Annotated in this window: 18 protein-coding genes; 5 read left to right on the top strand and 13 right to left on the bottom strand. The window is 33.8% G+C overall.

Annotated features, from left to right (window positions below; genetic code table 11):
- Positions 1-39 precede the first annotated feature (39 nt).
- The 6 genes from AT726_RS07965 to AT726_RS07940 all read right to left on the bottom strand — a co-directional run bounded on the left by AT726_RS07965 (position 40) and on the right by AT726_RS07940 (position 8,208).
- Positions 40-480 (bottom strand): DUF2726 domain-containing protein, encoded by a 441-nt coding sequence (locus AT726_RS07965; RefSeq protein ID WP_237297032.1) that lies wholly within the window; start codon positions 478-480, stop codon positions 40-42.
- A gap of 302 nt (positions 481-782) precedes the next feature.
- The gene (locus tag AT726_RS07960; RefSeq protein ID WP_068759353.1) at positions 783-1,658 is read right to left on the bottom strand and encodes a ribokinase; all 876 of its coding nucleotides are present in this window, start codon (positions 1,656-1,658) and stop codon (positions 783-785) included.
- A gap of 156 nt (positions 1,659-1,814) precedes the next feature.
- Positions 1,815-4,199 carry a sensor histidine kinase gene (locus AT726_RS13205; RefSeq protein ID WP_068759352.1) on the bottom strand — a complete coding sequence of 795 codons (2,385 nt, stop codon included), beginning with the start codon at positions 4,197-4,199 and terminating at the stop codon, positions 1,815-1,817.
- Complete coding sequence (locus AT726_RS07950; RefSeq protein WP_055277209.1) at positions 4,174-4,872, bottom strand: response regulator transcription factor; 699 nt, start codon at positions 4,870-4,872, stop codon at positions 4,174-4,176. The genes AT726_RS13205 and AT726_RS07950 overlap by 26 nt, the downstream gene beginning before the upstream one ends.
- Before the next feature lie 188 nt (positions 4,873-5,060).
- The gene (locus tag AT726_RS07945; protein ID WP_068759351.1) at positions 5,061-7,274 is read right to left on the bottom strand and encodes a heavy metal translocating P-type ATPase; all 2,214 of its coding nucleotides are present in this window, start codon (positions 7,272-7,274) and stop codon (positions 5,061-5,063) included.
- A 295-nt stretch (positions 7,275-7,569) separates the two neighbouring features.
- A complete protein-coding gene (locus AT726_RS07940; protein WP_055277213.1) occupies positions 7,570-8,208 on the bottom strand; it encodes a Crp/Fnr family transcriptional regulator in 639 nt (212 codons plus the stop codon).
- Between the two features lie 93 nt (positions 8,209-8,301).
- Here AT726_RS07940 and AT726_RS07935 point away from each other — a divergent pair, with 93 nt between their 5' ends.
- From AT726_RS07935 to AT726_RS07920, 4 genes are all read left to right on the top strand, one after another.
- The gene (locus AT726_RS07935; RefSeq protein ID WP_237297031.1) at positions 8,302-9,648 is read left to right on the top strand and encodes an MATE family efflux transporter; all 1,347 of its coding nucleotides are present in this window, start codon (positions 8,302-8,304) and stop codon (positions 9,646-9,648) included.
- Positions 9,649-9,663: 15 nt separating this feature from the next.
- On the top strand, positions 9,664-10,824 hold the full coding sequence (locus AT726_RS07930; protein ID WP_068759349.1) for an AI-2E family transporter: 1,161 nt from the start codon (positions 9,664-9,666) through the stop codon (positions 10,822-10,824).
- A 224-nt stretch (positions 10,825-11,048) separates the two neighbouring features.
- Entirely contained in the window at positions 11,049-11,912 is an 864-nt protein-coding gene (gene fba / locus AT726_RS07925; protein ID WP_068759348.1) for a class II fructose-1,6-bisphosphate aldolase, read from the top strand.
- Between the two features lie 121 nt (positions 11,913-12,033).
- The gene (locus AT726_RS07920) at positions 12,034-12,564 is read left to right on the top strand and encodes a lipofamily protein (protein WP_068759347.1); all 531 of its coding nucleotides are present in this window, start codon (positions 12,034-12,036) and stop codon (positions 12,562-12,564) included.
- A gap of 35 nt (positions 12,565-12,599) precedes the next feature.
- On the opposite strand, the gene AT726_RS07915 is transcribed toward AT726_RS07920, so the two are convergent.
- From AT726_RS07915 to AT726_RS07905, 3 genes are all read right to left on the bottom strand, one after another.
- Positions 12,600-13,517 carry a M15 family metallopeptidase gene (locus AT726_RS07915; RefSeq protein WP_068759346.1) on the bottom strand — a complete coding sequence of 306 codons (918 nt, stop codon included), beginning with the start codon at positions 13,515-13,517 and terminating at the stop codon, positions 12,600-12,602.
- 177 nt (positions 13,518-13,694) lie between these two features.
- The gene (locus AT726_RS07910) at positions 13,695-15,104 is read right to left on the bottom strand and encodes a flotillin family protein (protein ID WP_068759345.1); all 1,410 of its coding nucleotides are present in this window, start codon (positions 15,102-15,104) and stop codon (positions 13,695-13,697) included.
- 101 nt (positions 15,105-15,205) lie between these two features.
- Positions 15,206-16,486, bottom strand: coding sequence for an L-cysteine desulfidase family protein (locus tag AT726_RS07905; protein ID WP_068759344.1), 1,281 nt, complete (start codon positions 16,484-16,486; stop codon positions 15,206-15,208).
- A gap of 377 nt (positions 16,487-16,863) precedes the next feature.
- Here AT726_RS07905 and trhA point away from each other — a divergent pair, with 377 nt between their 5' ends.
- Positions 16,864-17,511, top strand: a complete 648-nt coding sequence (trhA, locus tag AT726_RS07900; RefSeq protein ID WP_068759343.1) for a PAQR family membrane homeostasis protein TrhA — start codon at positions 16,864-16,866, stop codon at positions 17,509-17,511.
- A 259-nt stretch (positions 17,512-17,770) separates the two neighbouring features.
- Here trhA and AT726_RS12735 read toward each other — a convergent pair whose 3' ends face one another.
- The 4 genes from AT726_RS12735 to pdxT form a co-directional block, all read right to left on the bottom strand.
- Complete coding sequence (locus AT726_RS12735) at positions 17,771-18,262, bottom strand: hypothetical protein (protein WP_055241905.1); 492 nt, start codon at positions 18,260-18,262, stop codon at positions 17,771-17,773.
- A 41-nt stretch (positions 18,263-18,303) separates the two neighbouring features.
- Positions 18,304-18,591, bottom strand: coding sequence for a hypothetical protein (locus AT726_RS07890; protein WP_055241907.1), 288 nt, complete (start codon positions 18,589-18,591; stop codon positions 18,304-18,306).
- A 293-nt stretch (positions 18,592-18,884) separates the two neighbouring features.
- Positions 18,885-19,241, bottom strand: coding sequence for a rhodanese-like domain-containing protein (locus AT726_RS07880; RefSeq protein WP_237297029.1), 357 nt, complete (start codon positions 19,239-19,241; stop codon positions 18,885-18,887).
- Positions 19,242-19,383: 142 nt separating this feature from the next.
- On the bottom strand, positions 19,384-19,965 hold the full coding sequence (pdxT, locus tag AT726_RS07875; RefSeq protein ID WP_055241915.1) for a pyridoxal 5'-phosphate synthase glutaminase subunit PdxT: 582 nt from the start codon (positions 19,963-19,965) through the stop codon (positions 19,384-19,386).

Below are 19,965 nucleotides of genomic sequence, written 5' to 3'. Positions count from 1 at the left end.
GACTTCATTTAATACTATATGAAGAGAGTTATTTAATTATTATAAGAAAGGTTCTGTTTGTTTACAACGAGGATAATTCACACAACCATAGAACTTTTGTCCTTTATTCATTCCTCTCCTAGTTTTACGAACTACCATCTCTATTTGGCACTTCGGACAAACTGGAACACTCTCATTAACCTTTGATACCTTTTTAGACTCATCTGCTTGATTAAGATATTTTTTTAATTCCTCCTGTAATGTTGAAATAATATACGACTGACTGACCTTAATATGTATAAGTGGCAATTTTGCTGCGGTGAAAATCTGATTGACAAACTCATCTCTCAGTTGTCGATTTTCTCGTGCATGTGTCGAATCATCTAATTCAATTGCTACAATTGGTTTTAGTGTATCGCGATCACAAATTAAGAAATCAACATGCTTACGATTAATTTTATTCCAATATTTCGTTCTTTCTTTATAATCTCTAATATTCAAAAAAACAAATCCCCTAAAGATACCTTTGTAAAAACTGTAACTGATTCATTCTCTAAAACTAACATAAGTACTTTATAAAATGATAATTCTGTAGATGATAAAAAATCGTCCCTTAACCGATAAGGTAGCTTTATCTCACTTACCTACCTCATTTGCGGACTAACCTCTTTAGACAAGATCCCAAATATCCGTAGTATACTTCCTAAACATCCTATATTTTGATTCATCACATATCTCCCCTCTTCTTGAATAGAATCTTACATTTTTTACATATCATTGCAATAAAAGACCATGATGGTCTTTTATTTTGCAACTTCCTCTATTGTTGGAATTGATGATGATGATCCTTTACGAGTGACTGTAATCGATGAGGCACGAGAAGCTAACTTTAAAGTCTCTTCCATATCTAATCCTCGAACGAGCCCTGAAATAAAATACCCGATAAATGTATCGCCAGCTGCCGTTGTGTCAACTGCTTCCACCTTATATGCTGGTTGCTCAATCATTACCTCCTGATAAGTATATAAAACACCTTTACTCCCTCGCGTTAATAAGATATGTGTATTTGGATAATTAACTTTTAATGCCTCTAACACTTTGAAATCATTTGTTTCTTTTGTTAAATCTTGTCCTTCAATCTCATTTAAAATTAAATAATCCACAAGGTGTAATGGAATATCTTTAATTTGTTCATTAAATGGTGCTGGATTAATAGCGATTTGAAGTCCACGTTCATGAGCCTTCTTCACAATTAACGGCATCTCATTAACTTCATTTTGAAGTAATAATAAATCTCCTGATTCAAAGTGGCTTAAAATCTCATCAATTCGTGCTTCATTAAACTGATGGTTCGCACCTGGATAAACAAGAATACAGTTTTCTCCATGAGCATCAATTTGTATAATCGCATGACCACTTGGTCCTTCTACTTCGTATAAATAATCGGTCTTAGCTCCATGTATTTCTAAGGCCTGACGAAGAATCATCCCATCTTTTCCAATTAATCCTGCATGATAAACTTCCACGCCTGCTTTAGCTAAGGCAATCGATTGATTTAGCCCTTTTCCACCACTAACGATTTCTAAATTATGAACCGTTTGGGTTTCACCAGGTCGCACCATATGGTCGACATCATAAATATAATCAATATTACATGAACCAATATTTAAAACTTTCATCTTTTCACTTCCTATATTAGCGACATATTCATTTTATTCTAATAGTTGAAACAATACTCCATCATATCAATTATAAAGGTCTCATCATTTATTAATCAATAACTTTTACCAACTATTATGCACGTAAAAAGCACTGAAAAATCAGTGCTTTTTAGATTATTTATTAAACGTTAAAATGACTTTAAATAAGTCTCCATCAATGTGAATATCTAATGTTCCACCTTGAAGTTCAACAAAGCTTTTTGCAATCGCTAATCCTAATCCAGAACCTTCTGTATGACGGGCTTGATCGCCGCGCACAAAGCGTTCTGTTAACTCATCAACGTCTACATTGATTTCATCGGCTGACATGTTTCTAAATATAATTTGAACCGATTGTTCTAGATCAACAATATCAATATAGGCACGCGTATGTGGCATTGCATATTTTGTCATGTTTAAAATTAGGTTATCAAAAACGCGGAACGTACGCTCACTATCCAGCATCAATAGTACTTTATGTTCTGGGAAATTCGAACGAATCATTAAATTTGCTTCTTCAATTTTATCTTCAAGCTCCAACAACGTTTGCTTCATAAGAGAAGTGAGTTCAACTTCTTGTAAATTCATCGTCATATTCCCGCTACTTGCTTTACTCATCTCAAATAAATCTTCAATTAAAACTTTTAAGCGTTGTGCTTTTTGATCAAGTGTTTCTAAATATTGTGCTCGCTTTTCTTTGTCTAAATCTTCATCTTTTAATAAATCGGTGTATGTGATAATAGACGTTAACGGTGTTTTTAAATCATGTGAGACATTGGCAATTAAGTCTGTCTTCATTCGCTGACTGCGCACCTCAGCCTCAACTGCCTTTTTGAATCCACCTTGAATATGCATCACTTCCTCTTTAAATGCATTAAAGATTCCAAGATCTTCATCAATTTCAACATCAAGATTTCCCTCTGCTAATTGTTCCGTCACCTTGAATAAATGTGCATAATCTTTCTCAGTCTTCATGAGGTATTTAAGAAGAAATACATATAAAACAATACTGTAAATAAATCCTCCTATAATTCCGAAGAACCATCCTAAACAGAATACTGATATTAGGATCCATTGAATACCTACTAAGAAGAATAATTTCTTTGTATTTTTCTCTTTCAAATCGACTTTTAAAAACTTTCTTAACTTTCTAATTAAGAAACGGCATCCACGGTACGTCCAACATCTTTCTGTAAACGTCACTTTCCATCCTTGTTTAAATAGGCTTTTAATGTATAGGAACAAAATGAACATCCACGTAAACACTGCAAACCACACCACAAGATTGAATGTAACGGTAAAGATAACTTGAGCTTGCTTTGGAATACCAGTAACCAATCGATTCTCAATGGTTGAATAGATTATGCTTGGAAGTAGCTCAATGAAAAATGCGAATGGAATACTGGCCGTTAATAATAACGATTCAATTGGCCATTTAAGAATTCGCTTAATGAATTTAACATTTGAAATAGATTTTAAAGGGATGATTAAGGCAAACAGGGCTAAAGCTACAAGAGCAATACCATCATAGAAGAAGCTCATTTCTTGAATGTTATAAAAAGTCATCACATAATCGTCTCGATAAATATCATCATGATACAATAACTGCGCTGGAACACCGTAAACAAAGGTCATATTTTTAATGGGTGCAAATGCAACAACTTGATTATATCCTAAACTTCCTGAATCCAGCCTAATTGAAACTTCTTTTTCAGCATTAATGGTAGATAAATCTCCAGATGTAGAATATCGCGATGTGAAATTCACTCCATAAAGATTAGAAACGGTTAAATCTCCCTCTGCATCATAATCTAAGACAACAAAATATTGATAGTCTTCTTTTAACTGAGCGAGTGTGTCTTCCGTTGAATTATTTAACAACAAAGATAACTCTGATAATTGAGGACCGGAATAGCCGCTATATGAATATGTTTGATTGTTCGTTTGATCTACAGCAAAGTAATATAAATTTTCAAGGTTATATTCATATCTGAGCTCATCAATATCACTCGGCATGAATTCGACTAATAAGTCTTTAATTGCTGCTAGTTGTTGTTCATGACTTAATTGTGAAAACTTCATACTTTGCTCTACTTGTGAATTATTTTCAGAAGCTGCATTTAAACTAGTACTCGTTTCAACTGTGACTCCATTCAGAATAGAAAATGAAACATTTTGTTCTACATCATCATACTCTTCATCATAGCCATATCTATCATAATACTGATTTAATAAGTCTTTATAAATGCTTTCGAAGTCTTTGGTTGGAACATCATATAATTTCTCAACGATATTTAACGAATCACTATTTTCATTTTCAAGTGCTTCAACATATGTTAAATACATTTGGTATCGCATTTGTTCATAAAAAGAATAAGACTCCAAATAATTATCTTTATTTTTTTCCACGTATGCTTCAATATTAGGATAAGTCATATACATTCCGACTGATAATCCGACTAACACTAAACATGAGATTATCGTTACAAGGAGTTTATTGTTTTTCAATTTTGTAGCCAACGCCCCACACCACCTTTAGATATTTTGGATTTTTTGGATTAATTTCAATTTTTTCTCGAATGTTACGGATATGAACCATGATCGTGTCTGTATTCACCGCATTTTCATTCCAAATGCGTTCATAAATTTCTTCAGCAGGAAAGACCCTTCCCGGATGTTTCATAAGTAAATTTAAAATTTTGTACTCAATTGGCGTTAACTTGACTGGTATTTCATCTACCGTAAATTCTTTTGTTTCGGTATTCATCTCAAGCCCCCCAATTGTCATGAGATGATGATTCTCTTCTTGCTTGATGGCGGAAAATCTTTTATAGCGTCTAAGTTGAGAGTTAACGCGTGCTAATAATTCAAGTGGACGAAAAGGCTTAGTCACATAGTCATCCGCTCCCATATTTAACCCCATAATTTGATCTACCTCTTCCGATTTAGCAGATAACATAATGACTGGAAAGTGATAATTTTCTCTTAATTTCATTGTAAATGTAATCCCATCCATCTTCGGCATCATCACATCGACAATGGCTAAATCAATAATAGTTGATTCAACAATCTCTAATGCTTCAATGCCATTTCCGGCAATACTTACTTTATACCCCTGATTACTTAAATAAGCTTCAATGGCAACTGCGATATCTCTTTCATCTTCAACGACTAAAATATGTGATTGATTCATAACATCCATCTCCCTAAGCTGATATTTGCTACTATTATACCATTTAGGAATAACTCACCCCACTCTCTTTGATTTCATATTGCTATCATAGCAACAATTCCTAAAGGAAAAATTGAAATAAAACTTAAGATTTTCTAAAGAAATGAAAAAGGATCTCTTCATAAACTGAAGACATCCTTTTTCATTTTTTATTTTTTAGATTTTAGAGCACGTGTACTATTCATAACCGCTAGAATTGTCACACCAACATCAGCAAAAACTGCTGCCCACATGGTTGCTAGTCCACAAGCAACTAAAATCATGACTAAGATTTTAACGCCTAAGGCAAAGATAATATTTTGATATAAAATCGTACTTGTTTGTTTGGCTTTGTTAATCGCTTTAACTAGTGCCATTGGATCATCTTCCATTAAAACGACATCAGCTGCTTCAATCGCCGCATCCGATCCGATACCACCCATTGCAACACCGATATCCGCACGAGCAAGAACTGGTGCATCATTCATTCCATCCCCAACAAAGACTACATTTTTATCTTTTGTTTTATGTGCTAATATCTCTTCGACATGTTCAACTTTTTGATGAGGTAATAACCCAGCGTAAACTTCATCTACCCCAAGCTCTGCTGCCACTTTTTTAGCAACCCCTTCGTGATCACCCGTTAACATCACAACTTTTGAAACACCATGTTGCTTTAATTTTGCAATGGCAGCTTTTGAATTTTCTTTGATTTCATCCGCAATAACCATATATCCAACATATTGTTGATTCACAACCATATGAATAATCGTTCCGATGGCGTCAACCTCAGCTACATTTAAATTTGCACGTTGCATCAGTTTTACATTTCCGATAAGTACTTCTTTATCCCCAACAAATACTTTTATCCCATGCCCTGCTATTTCTTCATATTGTGATAAAACCGTTGTATCTATCACTTGAGTATAAGCATCGACAATTGATTTTGCAATTGGGTGCGTTGACTGACTCTCTGCATAAGCTGCTAATTCAATGAACTCTGCTTCATTCATATTCACAGGTTTGATTTGGCTTACTTTAAATACCCCTTTTGTTAATGTTCCTGTTTTATCAAATACCACCGTTTCAACATGATTTAAAGCTTCTAAGTAGTTTCCACCTTTAACTAACACCCCTTGTTTGGATGCGCCACCAAGACCAGCAAAGAATCCAAGTGGAATAGAAACAACTAAAGCACAAGGACAAGACACGACTAAGAAACTAAGCGCGCGATATAGCCAAGTTGAGAAATTCACTTGGAATACGAATGGAGGGATGATGGCAATAAGCACCGCTAATAAAACAACAATCGGTGTATAGACACGAGCGAATTTCGTAATAAATTTTTCAGTTTGTGCTTTCTTAGATGAAGCATTTTCGACTAATTCTAGAATACGCGCGACTGTTGACTCTCCCGCTACTTTAGTGACACGAACTTTAACTAACGCATTCGTATTAATACATCCGGCTAAAATTTCTTCTCCAACCGAAACAAGACGTGGTACTGATTCACCTGTTAACGCTGATGTATCTAAATAACATTCTCCTTCAATGATTTTTCCATCAAGTGGAACACGTTCACCAGGTTTAATCACAATCAAATCATCAATTGAAACAGCTTCTGGGGCAACTTCTTTTGTTCCTGATTCAGTGACTAAATTCGCATGATCGGCACGAATATCAAGTAGACTACTAATAGATTTACGTGAACGATTAACGGCATAACTTTGGAATAGTTCACCGATTTCATAAAATAACATCACGGCAATTGCCTCTGGATATTCACCAATGGCGAATGCTCCAACAGTTGCCACCATCATTAAAAAATTTTCATCAAAGATTTCACCACGCGTAATGTTACGAAAGGCGGTTAATAATACTTTTCCACCAATCAATAAATAGCTGACTCCATATAAAACAACTTCTAATATCCCTACTGGTTTAAAGGTATGAATAGCTAAGAAAATAATGACACCAAGTAATAACCAAGCATTTTCTTTAATAAAACTAAACACTTTCGATGAAGATTCATTATCTAATGTTTTATGAGAATGTTCATGACTATGTCCTGCTTGACCATGATGAGACTCTGTATGTGAAGAACAACTTCCTCCACAACAGCTACTTTTATGAATGACTTGTGTTGAGACACGTTCTTCAACAACAACATGTGGCTCTAATTGCTTCACAATACGCTTAATTTCAGCAATAACATCTGTTTTAAGTGCTGATTCTTTTATTAATACTGTTAACTGACTCGTTGAAAAATTGAGATTAGCTTCTTCAACTAATTCTAGACGATTGACACGATCTTCAATTTTATTAGCACAATTGGCACAATCTAAACCAGATAAAGTTAATTTAAATATTCTATCGTTCCCCATAAGGTCCGCCTCCCATCCATCACATGAATGATTATTCATATATTCATATTATCAGTATATGCTTGAGGGGAATAATTGTCAACTCAATTGCCTACTTAAAATACTACTTTCTTCCTGTCTGTATATACAAAATAAAAAGTACTCTATCTATCTCAATTCACCCTTAATTCTTAAAATAATTTGATAGTGGGTCCCTACGCTAAATAGTGAGTTTACGAACTCTTAGCTATCCTCCACTGATAGGGTAAGGCCAAATAGAGTCACTATAAATTTTCTCTCTAGAAATTTATCGTGACTAACATAATTCGTACTGACTCATCATCGTCAAGACTAAATTAAGATCTTCAATTTTTATCTTACCACTCAGATTAATAATAATTCCTTCTTCAGCTAATTGTTTTAAAATGCGATTAATACTTCGAATATTGGATCCTAATTCCTCAACAATTAACACTTTTGGAATACAGTTATTCTTATATTGGCTAACATATTTCCAAATATAAAGTAACACTTGGTATTTTAATGGATAACTAACTGCCGATCGCATCTTAATACCCGTATTAATCAATTTTTCAGCTAATTGTCTGACAATATATAATGAAATATTGAAGTCATGTTCCATCCATTTAAAAAAATGCTCACGTTTAATCACATACATTTCCCCATCTTCCATCGCTTCTACAAAACAAATTACTACACTATCAGTGAACACTTCAACATCACCAAGCAATCCTCCTGCTTCGTAAATTCGCATTAAATGTTTTGCCCCATTTTCTGATAAGGAATAGGTCTTCAACTTTCCGCTCTTTAAAATAATAATCGAATCTAGTCGATCCTCTGCATTTAAAATAATCTCCTCTTTTCGAAATGATTTCACTTCATACTTGCCTCTTAAAAATGAACTCGTTTCTAGTTCTTTCATCAATACTGACACGTCCTGCCTCCTTCTAAACTACACTGGACAAATGTCCTCGCTCCTTAAGATTTATTTTGTTATTATAGTCTACAATATTAATCTAAACAAGGAGTGTTAATTTTGAACGATTCATTACAAACATGCCCTATTCACAAATTATTAATAAAATATTGTATCCCAGCCATCGTCAGCATGATGACTGTTTCACTCTACAATACGGTTGATCGTGTTTTCATTGGTCACATTCCTGATATTGGGGCACTCGCTTTAACCAGCCTCGGAACAGTGATGCCATTTATTACGATTATTTTAGCTTGTGAGCTTTTAATTACTTATGGAGCCATTGCTAATCTTTCAATTAAACTAGGAGAGAAAAATCAACTAATGGCAGAAAAAATATTAAATCAAGTCCCTGGTCTTGGAGTAATGATAAGTTTACTTCTCATGATTATCTTCTTTATCTTTAAAACACCACTTCTAGAACTCTTTGGAGCAAATAAAATCATCTTACCACTAGCATCAGAATATTTAAATGTGATGATTCTCGGAATCCCATTCTATATTATTGGTTTTTCTTTAATGGCTACGATTCGATCAGAAGGTAACCCAAAAAGAGCAGCTCTCATTCTAATAATGAGTTGTGTCATTAACATTGTTCTAGATCCTATCTTTATCTTTGGGCTAGGATTAGGAATTAAGGGGGCTGCTATTGCTACCGTCCTCTCCTATCTTGCTGTTTTTATTTATGTCTTTTACTACTATAGTATTGGAAAGTCAAATTTAAAGTTAAAATGGACTTACTTAAAACCTGAATTATCACTTATCAAGCCTATCTTACTATTTGGGTTATCTACTTCTCTTGTTCAGTTAATAACAGCTTTAATTCAAGTTTTATTTAATCGTTCATTGGCCTATTACGGTACATCTTTATCTATCGGTGCCTTTACGACGGTAACAACGATTACAAATTTAGCCCTAATGCCTACTGTTGGAATTAATCAAGGGTCAGTTCCTATTATCGGTTATAACTACGGTCAGAAACGTTATGATCGTGTAAAATTAACATTTATTCAAGGAACTTTAGCAGCGACTGTTATTTTTACGATTGGATTTATTTTAATTCAACTGATTCCAGATATTTTAATTCGTTTCTTTAATTCAGATGACTCACTGCTACCCTCTACAACAGAGGGACTTAAACTTTACTTATTTAGTCTGCCCCTTTGTGCGTTAACAACAACGGCACCAAACTTCTTTCAAGCAATTGGACAATCTAAACTTTCGATTTGGCTTGTTATTCTTAGACAGATTATCTTACTAATTCCACTAATTTTAATTTTACCCAAATTTATAGGGTTAAATGGGGTCTGGTTAGCACAACCTATTACTGATTTAATAATTGCCATCATTTCTTTCTATCTAATTAGAAAGGAGTTTAAGCGATACTCAAGTGTTTAAGGAGTGACCCTTTGAATGTTCGATAAATTAAAGATCAATAAAAAATATCTTAATATAGGTCTAATTACGCTAATGATTGGAGTCCTTTTACTGTTCGTTTATCAAGTCTCCCGTCATTCAGTTGATATCTTTCTATTTTTTAAAAATTTATTTTTTAATTTTTTAGCTGTCATTTCCCCAATTATATACGCCTTTATTATTTCTTATATTTTATATCGTCCCCTATTATTTATCGAACATTACTTTAAAAAACTATGGGATAGATGGACAAAGCGTAGCTTATCACCTAAGACCTATCGCTTAATCAGCCTTCTTATCCTTGTCATTGTAGTATTTGGAACAATTACTTTATTGATAAAATCTATCGTACCACCATTATTCCAAAATCTCCTGACTATTGGAGAAGATATTCCAAATTTTCAAACAATTTTAACAGAATGGCTTTCAAAGTTAGCACCTTACTTTAAATTGATTCATATTACAGAGAATCAAATTCATCAATTAACGACTTATATTACGGGCTTTTTGAGTGGATTTTTAACTAAAATTTTTGCCTCAGGAACAGGGATGGTCACAAATGTTGCTACCTTTTTTATTAATCTTTTTGCGACACTCATCTTAACTTTTTATTTTCTAAAAGATAAGGAGTCCATTTTTATCGCCATTGATAAAATTGCAACTGTGACTCTTTCAATCAATACCAAACTTAAAATAAAGAGATTTCTGAAGGATGTCCATGAAATATTTGGCGGCTTTATTTTAGGTCAACTATTAGATGCTCTGATTGTTGGTATTGCTTCAACGATTCTTCTTTTAATTATTGGGCATCCATTTGCTTTATTAATTGGATTCATCGCTGGTATTACAAACGTGATTCCGTATATTGGTCCTATTATTGGTGCTGTTTTAGCCTTCATCTTAGGATTATTTACAAGTGTTAAGCTGGGACTTTTAGGTGCTCTGTTATTAATTATCTACCAACAGATTGATGGAAACTTTGTACAACCTAAAATTCTTGGGGAAAGCGTCGGACTAGCGCCAGTATGGATTTTCATGGCGATTTTAATTGGAGGAAATTACTTAGGTGCTTTTGGGATGATTTTAGCAGTTCCGATTGTCGCCTTGCTAAAACTTTACATTGAACGACGTCTCGTTAAGCTTCAAAATCAGAATTAAGTTTCATGGCAAAAAGACCGCCGAATAACACCCTTTTCATTTAAACAATCTAAAACGTATGACTTTGAGACGAGTGTTTATCTTAACTGGTCAACTGGAAAATGAAACATTTTTATTTATTTTTTTCACAAATTCCGTTATAATTACTGTGAGGAAGAGAAGACTAAGCAAGAATTTGCAGAGTTCTCAATCCAATAATTTAATAATACAATGGAGGTAACAACATGTTAGTTTCTGCTAAAGATATGTTACAAAAAGCCTATGAAGGTAAATACGCTGTTGGTCAATTCAACATCAACAACTTAGAGTGGACTAAAGCTATCTTATTAACTGCTCAAGAAAACAACTCACCAGTTATCTTAGGTGTTTCTGAAGGTGCTGCAAAATATATGTGCGGTTACGAAACAATCGTAGGTATGGTTAACGGAATGATGAAAGAATTAAACATCACTGTTCCTGTTGCATTACACTTAGACCACGGAAGCTACCAAGGTGCTTTAGACGCTATGGCAGCTGGATTCTCTTCAATCATGTTCGATGGTTCTCACTATGCAATCGAAGAGAACATCGCTAAAACAACTGAAATGGTTAAATTAACTGCTGAAAAAGGATTATCTTTAGAAGCTGAAGTTGGATCAATCGGTGGAGAAGAAGACGGTGTAGTTGGTAAAGGTGAAGTTGCTGACCCAGCTGAATGTAAACAAATCGCTGACTTAGGAGTAACTATGTTAGCTGCTGGTATCGGAAATATCCACGGTAAATACCCAGAAAACTGGGCTGGATTAGCACTCGATGCTTTAGAAGCAATCAACGCTTCAACTGGAAATACTCCATTAGTATTACACGGTGGAACAGGAATCCCAGAAGAAATGATCAAAAAAGCAATCTCTTTAGGTGTTGCTAAAATCAACGTTAACACTGAATGCCAATTAGCATTCCAAGAAGCTACTCGTAAATACATCGAAGCTGGAAAAGATTTAGAAGGTAAAGGATTCGACCCTCGTAAATTATTAAACCCAGGATTCGAAGCGATCAAAGCTACAGTTAAAGAAAAAATGGAATTATTCGGATCAATTAACAAAGCTTAATTATCTGTTCCATCTTAAAAACGTCTACGAAAGGTAGACGTTTTTTTATTTATTCTTCATAAATTCATAACTAACGTTTAAATTAATAAAGTAAACATCTTTATGATAGGAAAGTTATGTTATGAAAAAGAAAATAACTATTCTAACACTTTTGACATTAATAGCTTTAGTTAGTGCTTGTAGTCATAAAAATACTGATATGACTAATCAGACTCAATCAAATAATCAAGTAGTTGACACGACGACAGGTCCTTCTTGGGTAACTGATGATCAGTCTCTTGATACAGCAGTAAAAGATAGCTGGATCGTTATCATTACTAAAGATTTAAAAACTGATCGTGAATTAGTCTTTGAAGGTGGATTAAAAAAAGGTGATGAAGTCGTTCGACTTCTACTTACTTTATATAAACAAGATGAAAATCGTGTTAAAACTGCTTCTTACACTTTAACGGCTCCTAAAGCCACATTCAAACAAGATGGCTCTCGTATCAAAGGTGGAACATTCAAAGGAGATGTTTACGTCGAATGTAATAACTTTGAATTAGTTGATGCAACAGTTGATGGAAATATCTACTTCAAAACACAAGAAGCTAAAGATAGTTTTAAGCTAGATAATACATCAAAAGTGACGGGTAATGTAGAGGTTAAATAATCATAAATAAAAGAGCTATGAAAAAAATAGCTCTTTTATTTATTTAAGTATTGTTCTAAAATCCAATTATTTTGATAAATTTCGGTTGCAGCTTCAACACCAACATAACGAATATGCCAAGGTTCATACTGATATCCAGTTTCAGATTCTCGCCCTTCTAAGTAGCGAATAATATAGCCAAATCGATGTGCATTGTCTTTTAGCCAAATGCCCTCAGCTGTTTTACCAAATTCCGTTGTTAATTGTCCATTCACACTATCAGCTGTCACATCAATCGCTAAACCTGTTTGATGCTCACTATGACCTGCTCTTGCACTAAAACGATCCGCAGCTTCTTGCCCATTTTGATCAACATATCGTTGATATAATGAAACTTGTGTTTCGTATGAACGATAACCACTTCGTGCTAAAAAGATTAATCCCGCTTCTTGTTCTGCTGCACTGAATAATTGTTCAAGATGTTGTGATGCTTCTTCACGTAAATAAATAGTTTTATTTTGTTCATGCCCAAGTGCCAAAACATTTGGGAGCACTAAGTCACTTGGAGCATAACTTGAATCTAATGCATAATTTTTATTCACTAATACGAGTTTTGAATCTCCATTTGAGACTGTTATAACATTTTCATAAAACGAACTTTCCAAGTCTAACTTAGCCGGTTGTTGTTCTAGTCTTTTTTCTTCAGCTAAACGTTCTTCCTCTTGTCGTTTTTCCTCGGCTAAACGTTCTTCTTCTAAAAGCTTTTCTTTAGCCAGTTGATCTAAGTTTGCTACAATTGCTGCCTGATTCGTTTGATTAAACGATTGTGACGATAATGGTTTCCCGACTGAATCTTGACGACTTTCTCCAAAAATCGTTATATTCTTACTTAGACTTATTCCAATTGTAATAATAAACAATCCCGAAAGAGATCCAAATTTAATCATTTTTTTCTTCAACTTCATACGCTCCATGAATTACTAACCCTATCCCATATATATTTTATATAATTTTAGTATATCACAATTCTGTTTAAATCGTTCAAATTATCCAATAATCAGACAATTATTAAGAGCGAATTTCGATAAAAATATCGTTCCATATTATTCAATCGACATTAAATCATAAAAATGGAGCTATATTAGCTCCTTTTAGTTGAGATTATTTTCTTCAATCTGATTTTCATTAGTTGGTGGTTTTTGTAAAGAAGAAATTAAATCTATTAAATTAATTCCTGTTAAAGATTCTACCACCTCTGGAACTTCTGAGATCATCTTAGTTACATTTTGAGTGACTTTGGCTGCTCCGTGCCCTCCCCCATTATCAATGATGACCATCTTCTCAGTTTGTGATAATGGATCTGCGATATTTTTTGCAATATCAGGTAACTTCTCAACAATCATCTGTACAATTGCTGCTTCTCCATATTGTTTATAAGCTTCAGCTTTTTCACGCATGGCCTCTGCCTCTGCTTTCATCGCTTCCGCAAGTGCCTGACCTTTTACACGAGTCGCTTCTGCTTCAGCAGCACCTTTAATTCGAATTGATTCTGCCTCCGCTTCTGCATTTTTGATAATAGCATAACGTTGTGCATCCGCTTCTTGTTGTTCTTTATATTTTTGAGCCTCTGCAACTTTTTTAACAGTTGCTTCGAGTTCTTTTTCTTGTTTAATTGCTTGTTGCATCGCAATTTCCGTTTGACGTTGCTCTTCAAATAACTGTGTATTTTTTAATGCTTCAATGACGCTCTTTTTCACAATATTTTGTTCCACTTCATAGGCATAATCAGCTTTCGCTTGGGCTTTTTGCTCCTCTTCTTTATAAGCTTGGACACGTAATTCTTTTTCTTTTTTTGCTAATGCAATCTCAGTTTCAGCTTTTAATTGTGCCTCAGTCCCTAGTCGTTTTGCTTCTGATGTTTTTTGCATACGATCTCGTTCAGCCTCTGCTTCAGCAATCGCTGCATTTTTCTTCACTTCAGCAATTTGTTTTGCTCCTAATGCCGTTAAATATCCTTTGGTGTCATCAATGTCACGAATTGTAAATGTTTTAATCTCAAGTCCCATCTTATCAAGATCAGCCTTGGCAACATTCTCCACTTCATTTGCAAACATTTCGCGATCTTTATAAATTTCCTCAATCGTCATTTTAGAGACAATTTCACGTAGTTTTCCTTCTAGTACATCTTGTACGGTTTCTTTAATGACATTAATTGTTTCTTTTTCACGACCCGTGTTAAACTGCTCTACAGCTAATAAAACACTTTTAGGATCCGAATTAACTTTAATAATAGCGACCCCATCTGTATCAATTGGAACCCCATTACTATCTAATGATTCATGTGTTTTAACTTCTACCTTAATATTTTCTAAAGAAATCCGTGACGTTTGTTCAAGATAAGGAATGACAATTCCTCCACTCCCACTAATCACACGACGCTTTAATCCAGTGACAACAATCGCTTTATCCTGTGGTGCCTTTTTCCACAACATCAATAAAATAATGATAACTACAGCTGCTAGCACAATCCACCCGATATAAGGTAATAAGGTATTTAACATTATATGTCCCCCTCCTATATGCACTTACAATAATCATATGACTTTTTTACTTAAATAGAACAAAAGGACGCTAAACTTATTATTTAGTGTCCTTTTCATATTTATTTTTCTAGCATGATATTTAATACTTCAATATCCGTTTGTTTCATTCCTTCTCGTCCTAAACGCCCATATGCTTCAATGGTTTGTTCAATTGTTGATTGAACCATTCCACATTTCTCATCAAAAGCAACCCCACGCATTGCTAAATAATGCCCCATAATTGCAGCATCTAAACTTGAGGCAATTTTAGCTGCGCATGAAGCCTTAGCTCCGTCACAAACAATTCCTGCGATATTCGCTAATGTATTTGTAATCGTATTTTCGATTTGTTCAAGTGTTCCACCTTTCATGTATGTTAAAGCCGCTCCACTTCCACAAGCTGCACTTACAGCGCCACAATAGGCCGATAAACGACCAATAAATGTTTTTTGATGAATGGTTACTAAACTCGCTAAAATTAATGCACGATACATCTCATCCTCTGTTAATCCTTTATCCTTAGCATAAACGATTGTTGGTAAGGAAGCGGTCATTCCTTGATTTCCACTTCCTGATGTCGTCATAACTGGTAAACTACATCCACACATACGAGCATCTGATCCCGCTGCCGCATAAGCTTTCATTTTAGATTTGACGTCATCACCGTAGCAATCTAAAATCATTTGACCCACATTGACACCATATTGATTTTTTAATCCTTCTTCAGCAATCGTTAAATTATAGTTAATTTGTTGTTCTAACATATCCTTTAAGTCTGTTAAATCAACGGTTTGCGCAAATTCTAAAATATCTGCAATATTTAAAACGGAACGGTCAGTTAAAGCAGAATTAAAATCTTCTTTATTAAAAGATTTTTCTAGTAAGACTTCTCCATTTCTCTCTAAACGACTAATATTAGTATGCGTATGAATTAACTCAACTAATGACGACTGATCGCCTTTTTTCATCTTTACAATAATATGTAAATTTGCATCATTTTCAATTAATTTAACTTTACATAACTTAGCTTCTAATAGTGATGCAACTCGTTTAATTTGTTCTTCATTAACATTTTCAATAACTTCTAATCCTTTTGATGAATCTCCAGCAACTGCTCCGGTAATGGCACTTGCTTCAATTCCTGTTAAATTTCCGGTATTTGGTACGACAACTGATCTAGCATTTTTGATAATATTCCCACTACATTCAATAATAATCTCCTCTGGGAAATTACCTAAAATTTCTCTTGCTTTTGCACTGGCATAAGCAATTGCAATCGGCTCTGTACAACCTAAAGCAGGAACTAATTCTTCTTTTAAAATTGTAAAATATGCTTGATAAGTTTCCTTTGTTACTGCCATAGAATCCTCCACTCCTACCTATTAGGTATTATGCCCAAAAGTCTACCCTACTCCCTCATTTTATCAAATTATCCTTTCATTCTCCACTTATAAATCACAGGACTTCCCCTAAAAACGGTACTATTTTTCCAAATAAATGTATTCATATTTTCTACTTATAATACTTTGATTCTTTGTAAAAATTATGATTAATATTTCCCTTTTCATCAGTCATTCTTTTGCCTATGAGATTATGAAATGAACAATGACTAAATCAATCACTTCTCTTTAAATATTTCACACGAAAGATTGTTGACAACCCTTTAAGTTAGGCATATAATTTTAACATCTCATTATATAGTTTTAAATACTAGATAATAAAGTTCGGAGGATTAGTTATGAATAATTTCATTAGGGAGCCAATTAATGGATTGACCCATTTAGCAGGAGCTATTTTATCTTTGATCGCCTTAATTGCGATGATTGTTAAGGTCGTATTGGATAATCCAACCGTTATTGGATTAATCGCGGTTACCATTTTCGGGGTTAGTATGATTTTACTTTATGCAACATCAGCTACTTATCATATGGTCATCTCTTCAGATACAGTCATTAACTTTTTACAAAGGCTTGACCACAGTATGATCTTTGTTTTAATTGCTGGTTCATATACTCCTTTTTGCTTAATTGCATTGAATGGGAAATCAGGGTGGATTCTATTCAGTATTGTCACTTTAATTGCGATTTGTGGGATTATTTTCAAGCTTGCTTGGTTTAATTGTCCTCGTACACTATCCACATCTATCTATATTGTTATGGGATGGCTAATCGTATTTGTATTTAAGCCCCTGCTTACTTCATTAAGTGGTCCTGGCCTATTCCTCTTAATTATTGGAGGCGTTCTATATACGATTGGCGGAATCATCTATGCTATTAAACCAAAATGTCTTACTTTTAAGTATTTAGGTTTCCACGAGATTTTTCATATTTTCATCTTGCTCGGTAGTCTCTATCATTTCCTTTGCATTTATCTATATGTTATCTAGCAAATGGGGACTCCATTTGCTTTTTTTATTAGGAAGATAAATTTAATACTATCTATATACAAACAGATGAATAGCTTCCATTTACCACATCAGAATTAAAAAATTTACACAGTCTCACAATAAAACCAACCAATTTTTCACAATGGAAAAAATTGATCCTTGCTTATATATTAATCAAACCAAATGAATGACTTTTTAATTAAACAAAAGAAAAGACTGAACCGAGTCGGTCCAGTCTTAAATTGAATAAGAGAGCAGATTATTCGCAATCACAATCGTCTTTACGATCGTATTCGCGTTCACGTTCACGGCCACATCCACATCCAGCAAGTTTACACCAGTCTTCATTGCGACGACCATGATCATAACGATTTTTTTCTTTAATAACTTTTTTCTCAATTACATATTCATGATCAAAATGATGATTTTCAACTTCTTTGCAAACAACTGGTACAATGTGTTTTACACAATGACGGAAAGATTTTTCTTCTTTGCAATAAACAGTTGGTTCAACAACAACTTTGCATCTTTCTTTGCGTTCGCATTCTTTTTCACGACGTTGTTTTTTGCATTGACATTTTTCTTCTTCGAAGTAGTCATCTTCTTTGTCAAAGCATTTTTCTTTTTTATCAAAACATTTTTCTTTTTTATCGAAGTAGTCATCGTCTTTTTCGAAGTATCTATCTTCTTTTTCTTCTGGATACCATTTTTCTTCTTTATCCATGCAACGTGAATAACCATATTGTTTCATAATTTATGTCTCCTTTAATGTCAATAATATATTTTCTGCGATTATTGCTCATCAATAAATTGACCTTTCTGACAAAGATTTTTCATTTGCCGTTGACCATGATGATAATAATGTACCTCTCTTTGTTTGATTGGTTTGTAAATATACTGATGATAGTAATAATGATGTTCAACTCTTGTTACGATAACTGGAATGTCACATCTTATAGAGTCAGAATGTTTGACTTCTAGTAATTCATTCTGAGTAGGCTCAAATGTTTGAACGGAAGGATCAAATGTTTTGATTTCGTTCACATTATTTTCTACATTATAAGAATTCCATCTTTCCATTTCACCGCCTCCTTTCCTTTTCCTTTGAGCTTACAGTATAATATATTAATAACTTCAAATTTTGTTAGGGTTATTTTCTTATTTTATTTAAAAAGTTAAAACCTAAAAAAAGCACCTCTTACATAGAGGATGATGCCAAAGAGTATCCCATTAAGTTTTCTCTTAAAAATGATAAAAACATAAAAAAACCTGAGTAAAAAACACCAAAGTGGCCTATTTTCTCAGGTTTTTTTAGTCTTTTAAATTCGATGAGAATTACCTCTTCAATCCCTTCTTTAAACAAATAGATACTTTTATCCAATACCATCCTCTATAACATATAACCTTCTAAAGCCTAAAGCTTCTAATTGAATGGCTACAGTTTTACTGCGATAACCTTTATCACAATAAATAACAATAGGTTTATCTTTATACTTTTCCAATTCAGGAAGGTGCTCATTAAGTTCTCGCATTGGAATATTAACTGCATTTTCTAAATGAGATTGAATATATTCCGTATTATTTCTAACATCAATAATGACAATCCCTTTTGTCTTAGCAATTAACTGTTGAGCCTCTTTTTGAGAAATATACTGGATTGAAGGAAATTCTGAAACAGCCCCGCTCATGACCGGTTGAATCGCCTCATGTTCTAAAATAGCTAATATCATTAAAAAAATAAAAACTAAACAAAACGCAAGCTTCCCAACAAATTGTCTCATATTTGTCACTTACTTTCTTTATAGATATTATTAGTATTTAGTTATCTTTCAAATCTATTCTCCAATCTAAAAAAGCCTAAAGATTATTTCTCTAGGCTTTTTGCTTAATCATATTTATAAAATAGCGATGAAAACTTGTATCTTTTGTTAACTCTGGATGAAATGAAGTTGCTAACATTTGCTTTTGTTGACAAGCTACAATATGATCATTGACTTCTAATAAAATGTCAACATCAGATTTTACCTGAGTAACATATGGCGCTCGAATAAAAATTAAAGGGATTTTATTCGAAGAAATCTTTTCTATCTCAACTTCTGTTGTAAAGCTTCCTAATTGTCTTCCATACGCGTTTCGCTCAACAGTAATATCCATGACTCCAAGATGAACCGTCGGGTCATTTTCTAAAGATTTAGCCAATAAAATCATTCCCGCACATGTTCCCCACACAGGCATTCCATTTAGTATTCGCTCCTTTAATGGTTGTAATAAGTTAAAATCTCTTAATAACCGTCCAATAGCCGTACTTTCTCCACCTGGAATAATTAAGCCATCTACTTCATTAAGTTCATCAAGGTATTTAACTTCCTGAGCACATACATCTGGGATTTGATTTAATAACTCGAGATGCTCAGCAACAGCTCCTTGAATTGCTAATACTCCTACCTTTATCAT

The organism is Turicibacter sp. H121, from assembly GCF_001543345.1.
GTDB lineage: Bacteria > Bacillota_I > Bacilli_A > MOL361 > Turicibacteraceae > Turicibacter > Turicibacter bilis.
Note: the sequence above shows the minus strand (reverse complement) of the source record. Positions and strands in the feature narration are given on the sequence as shown.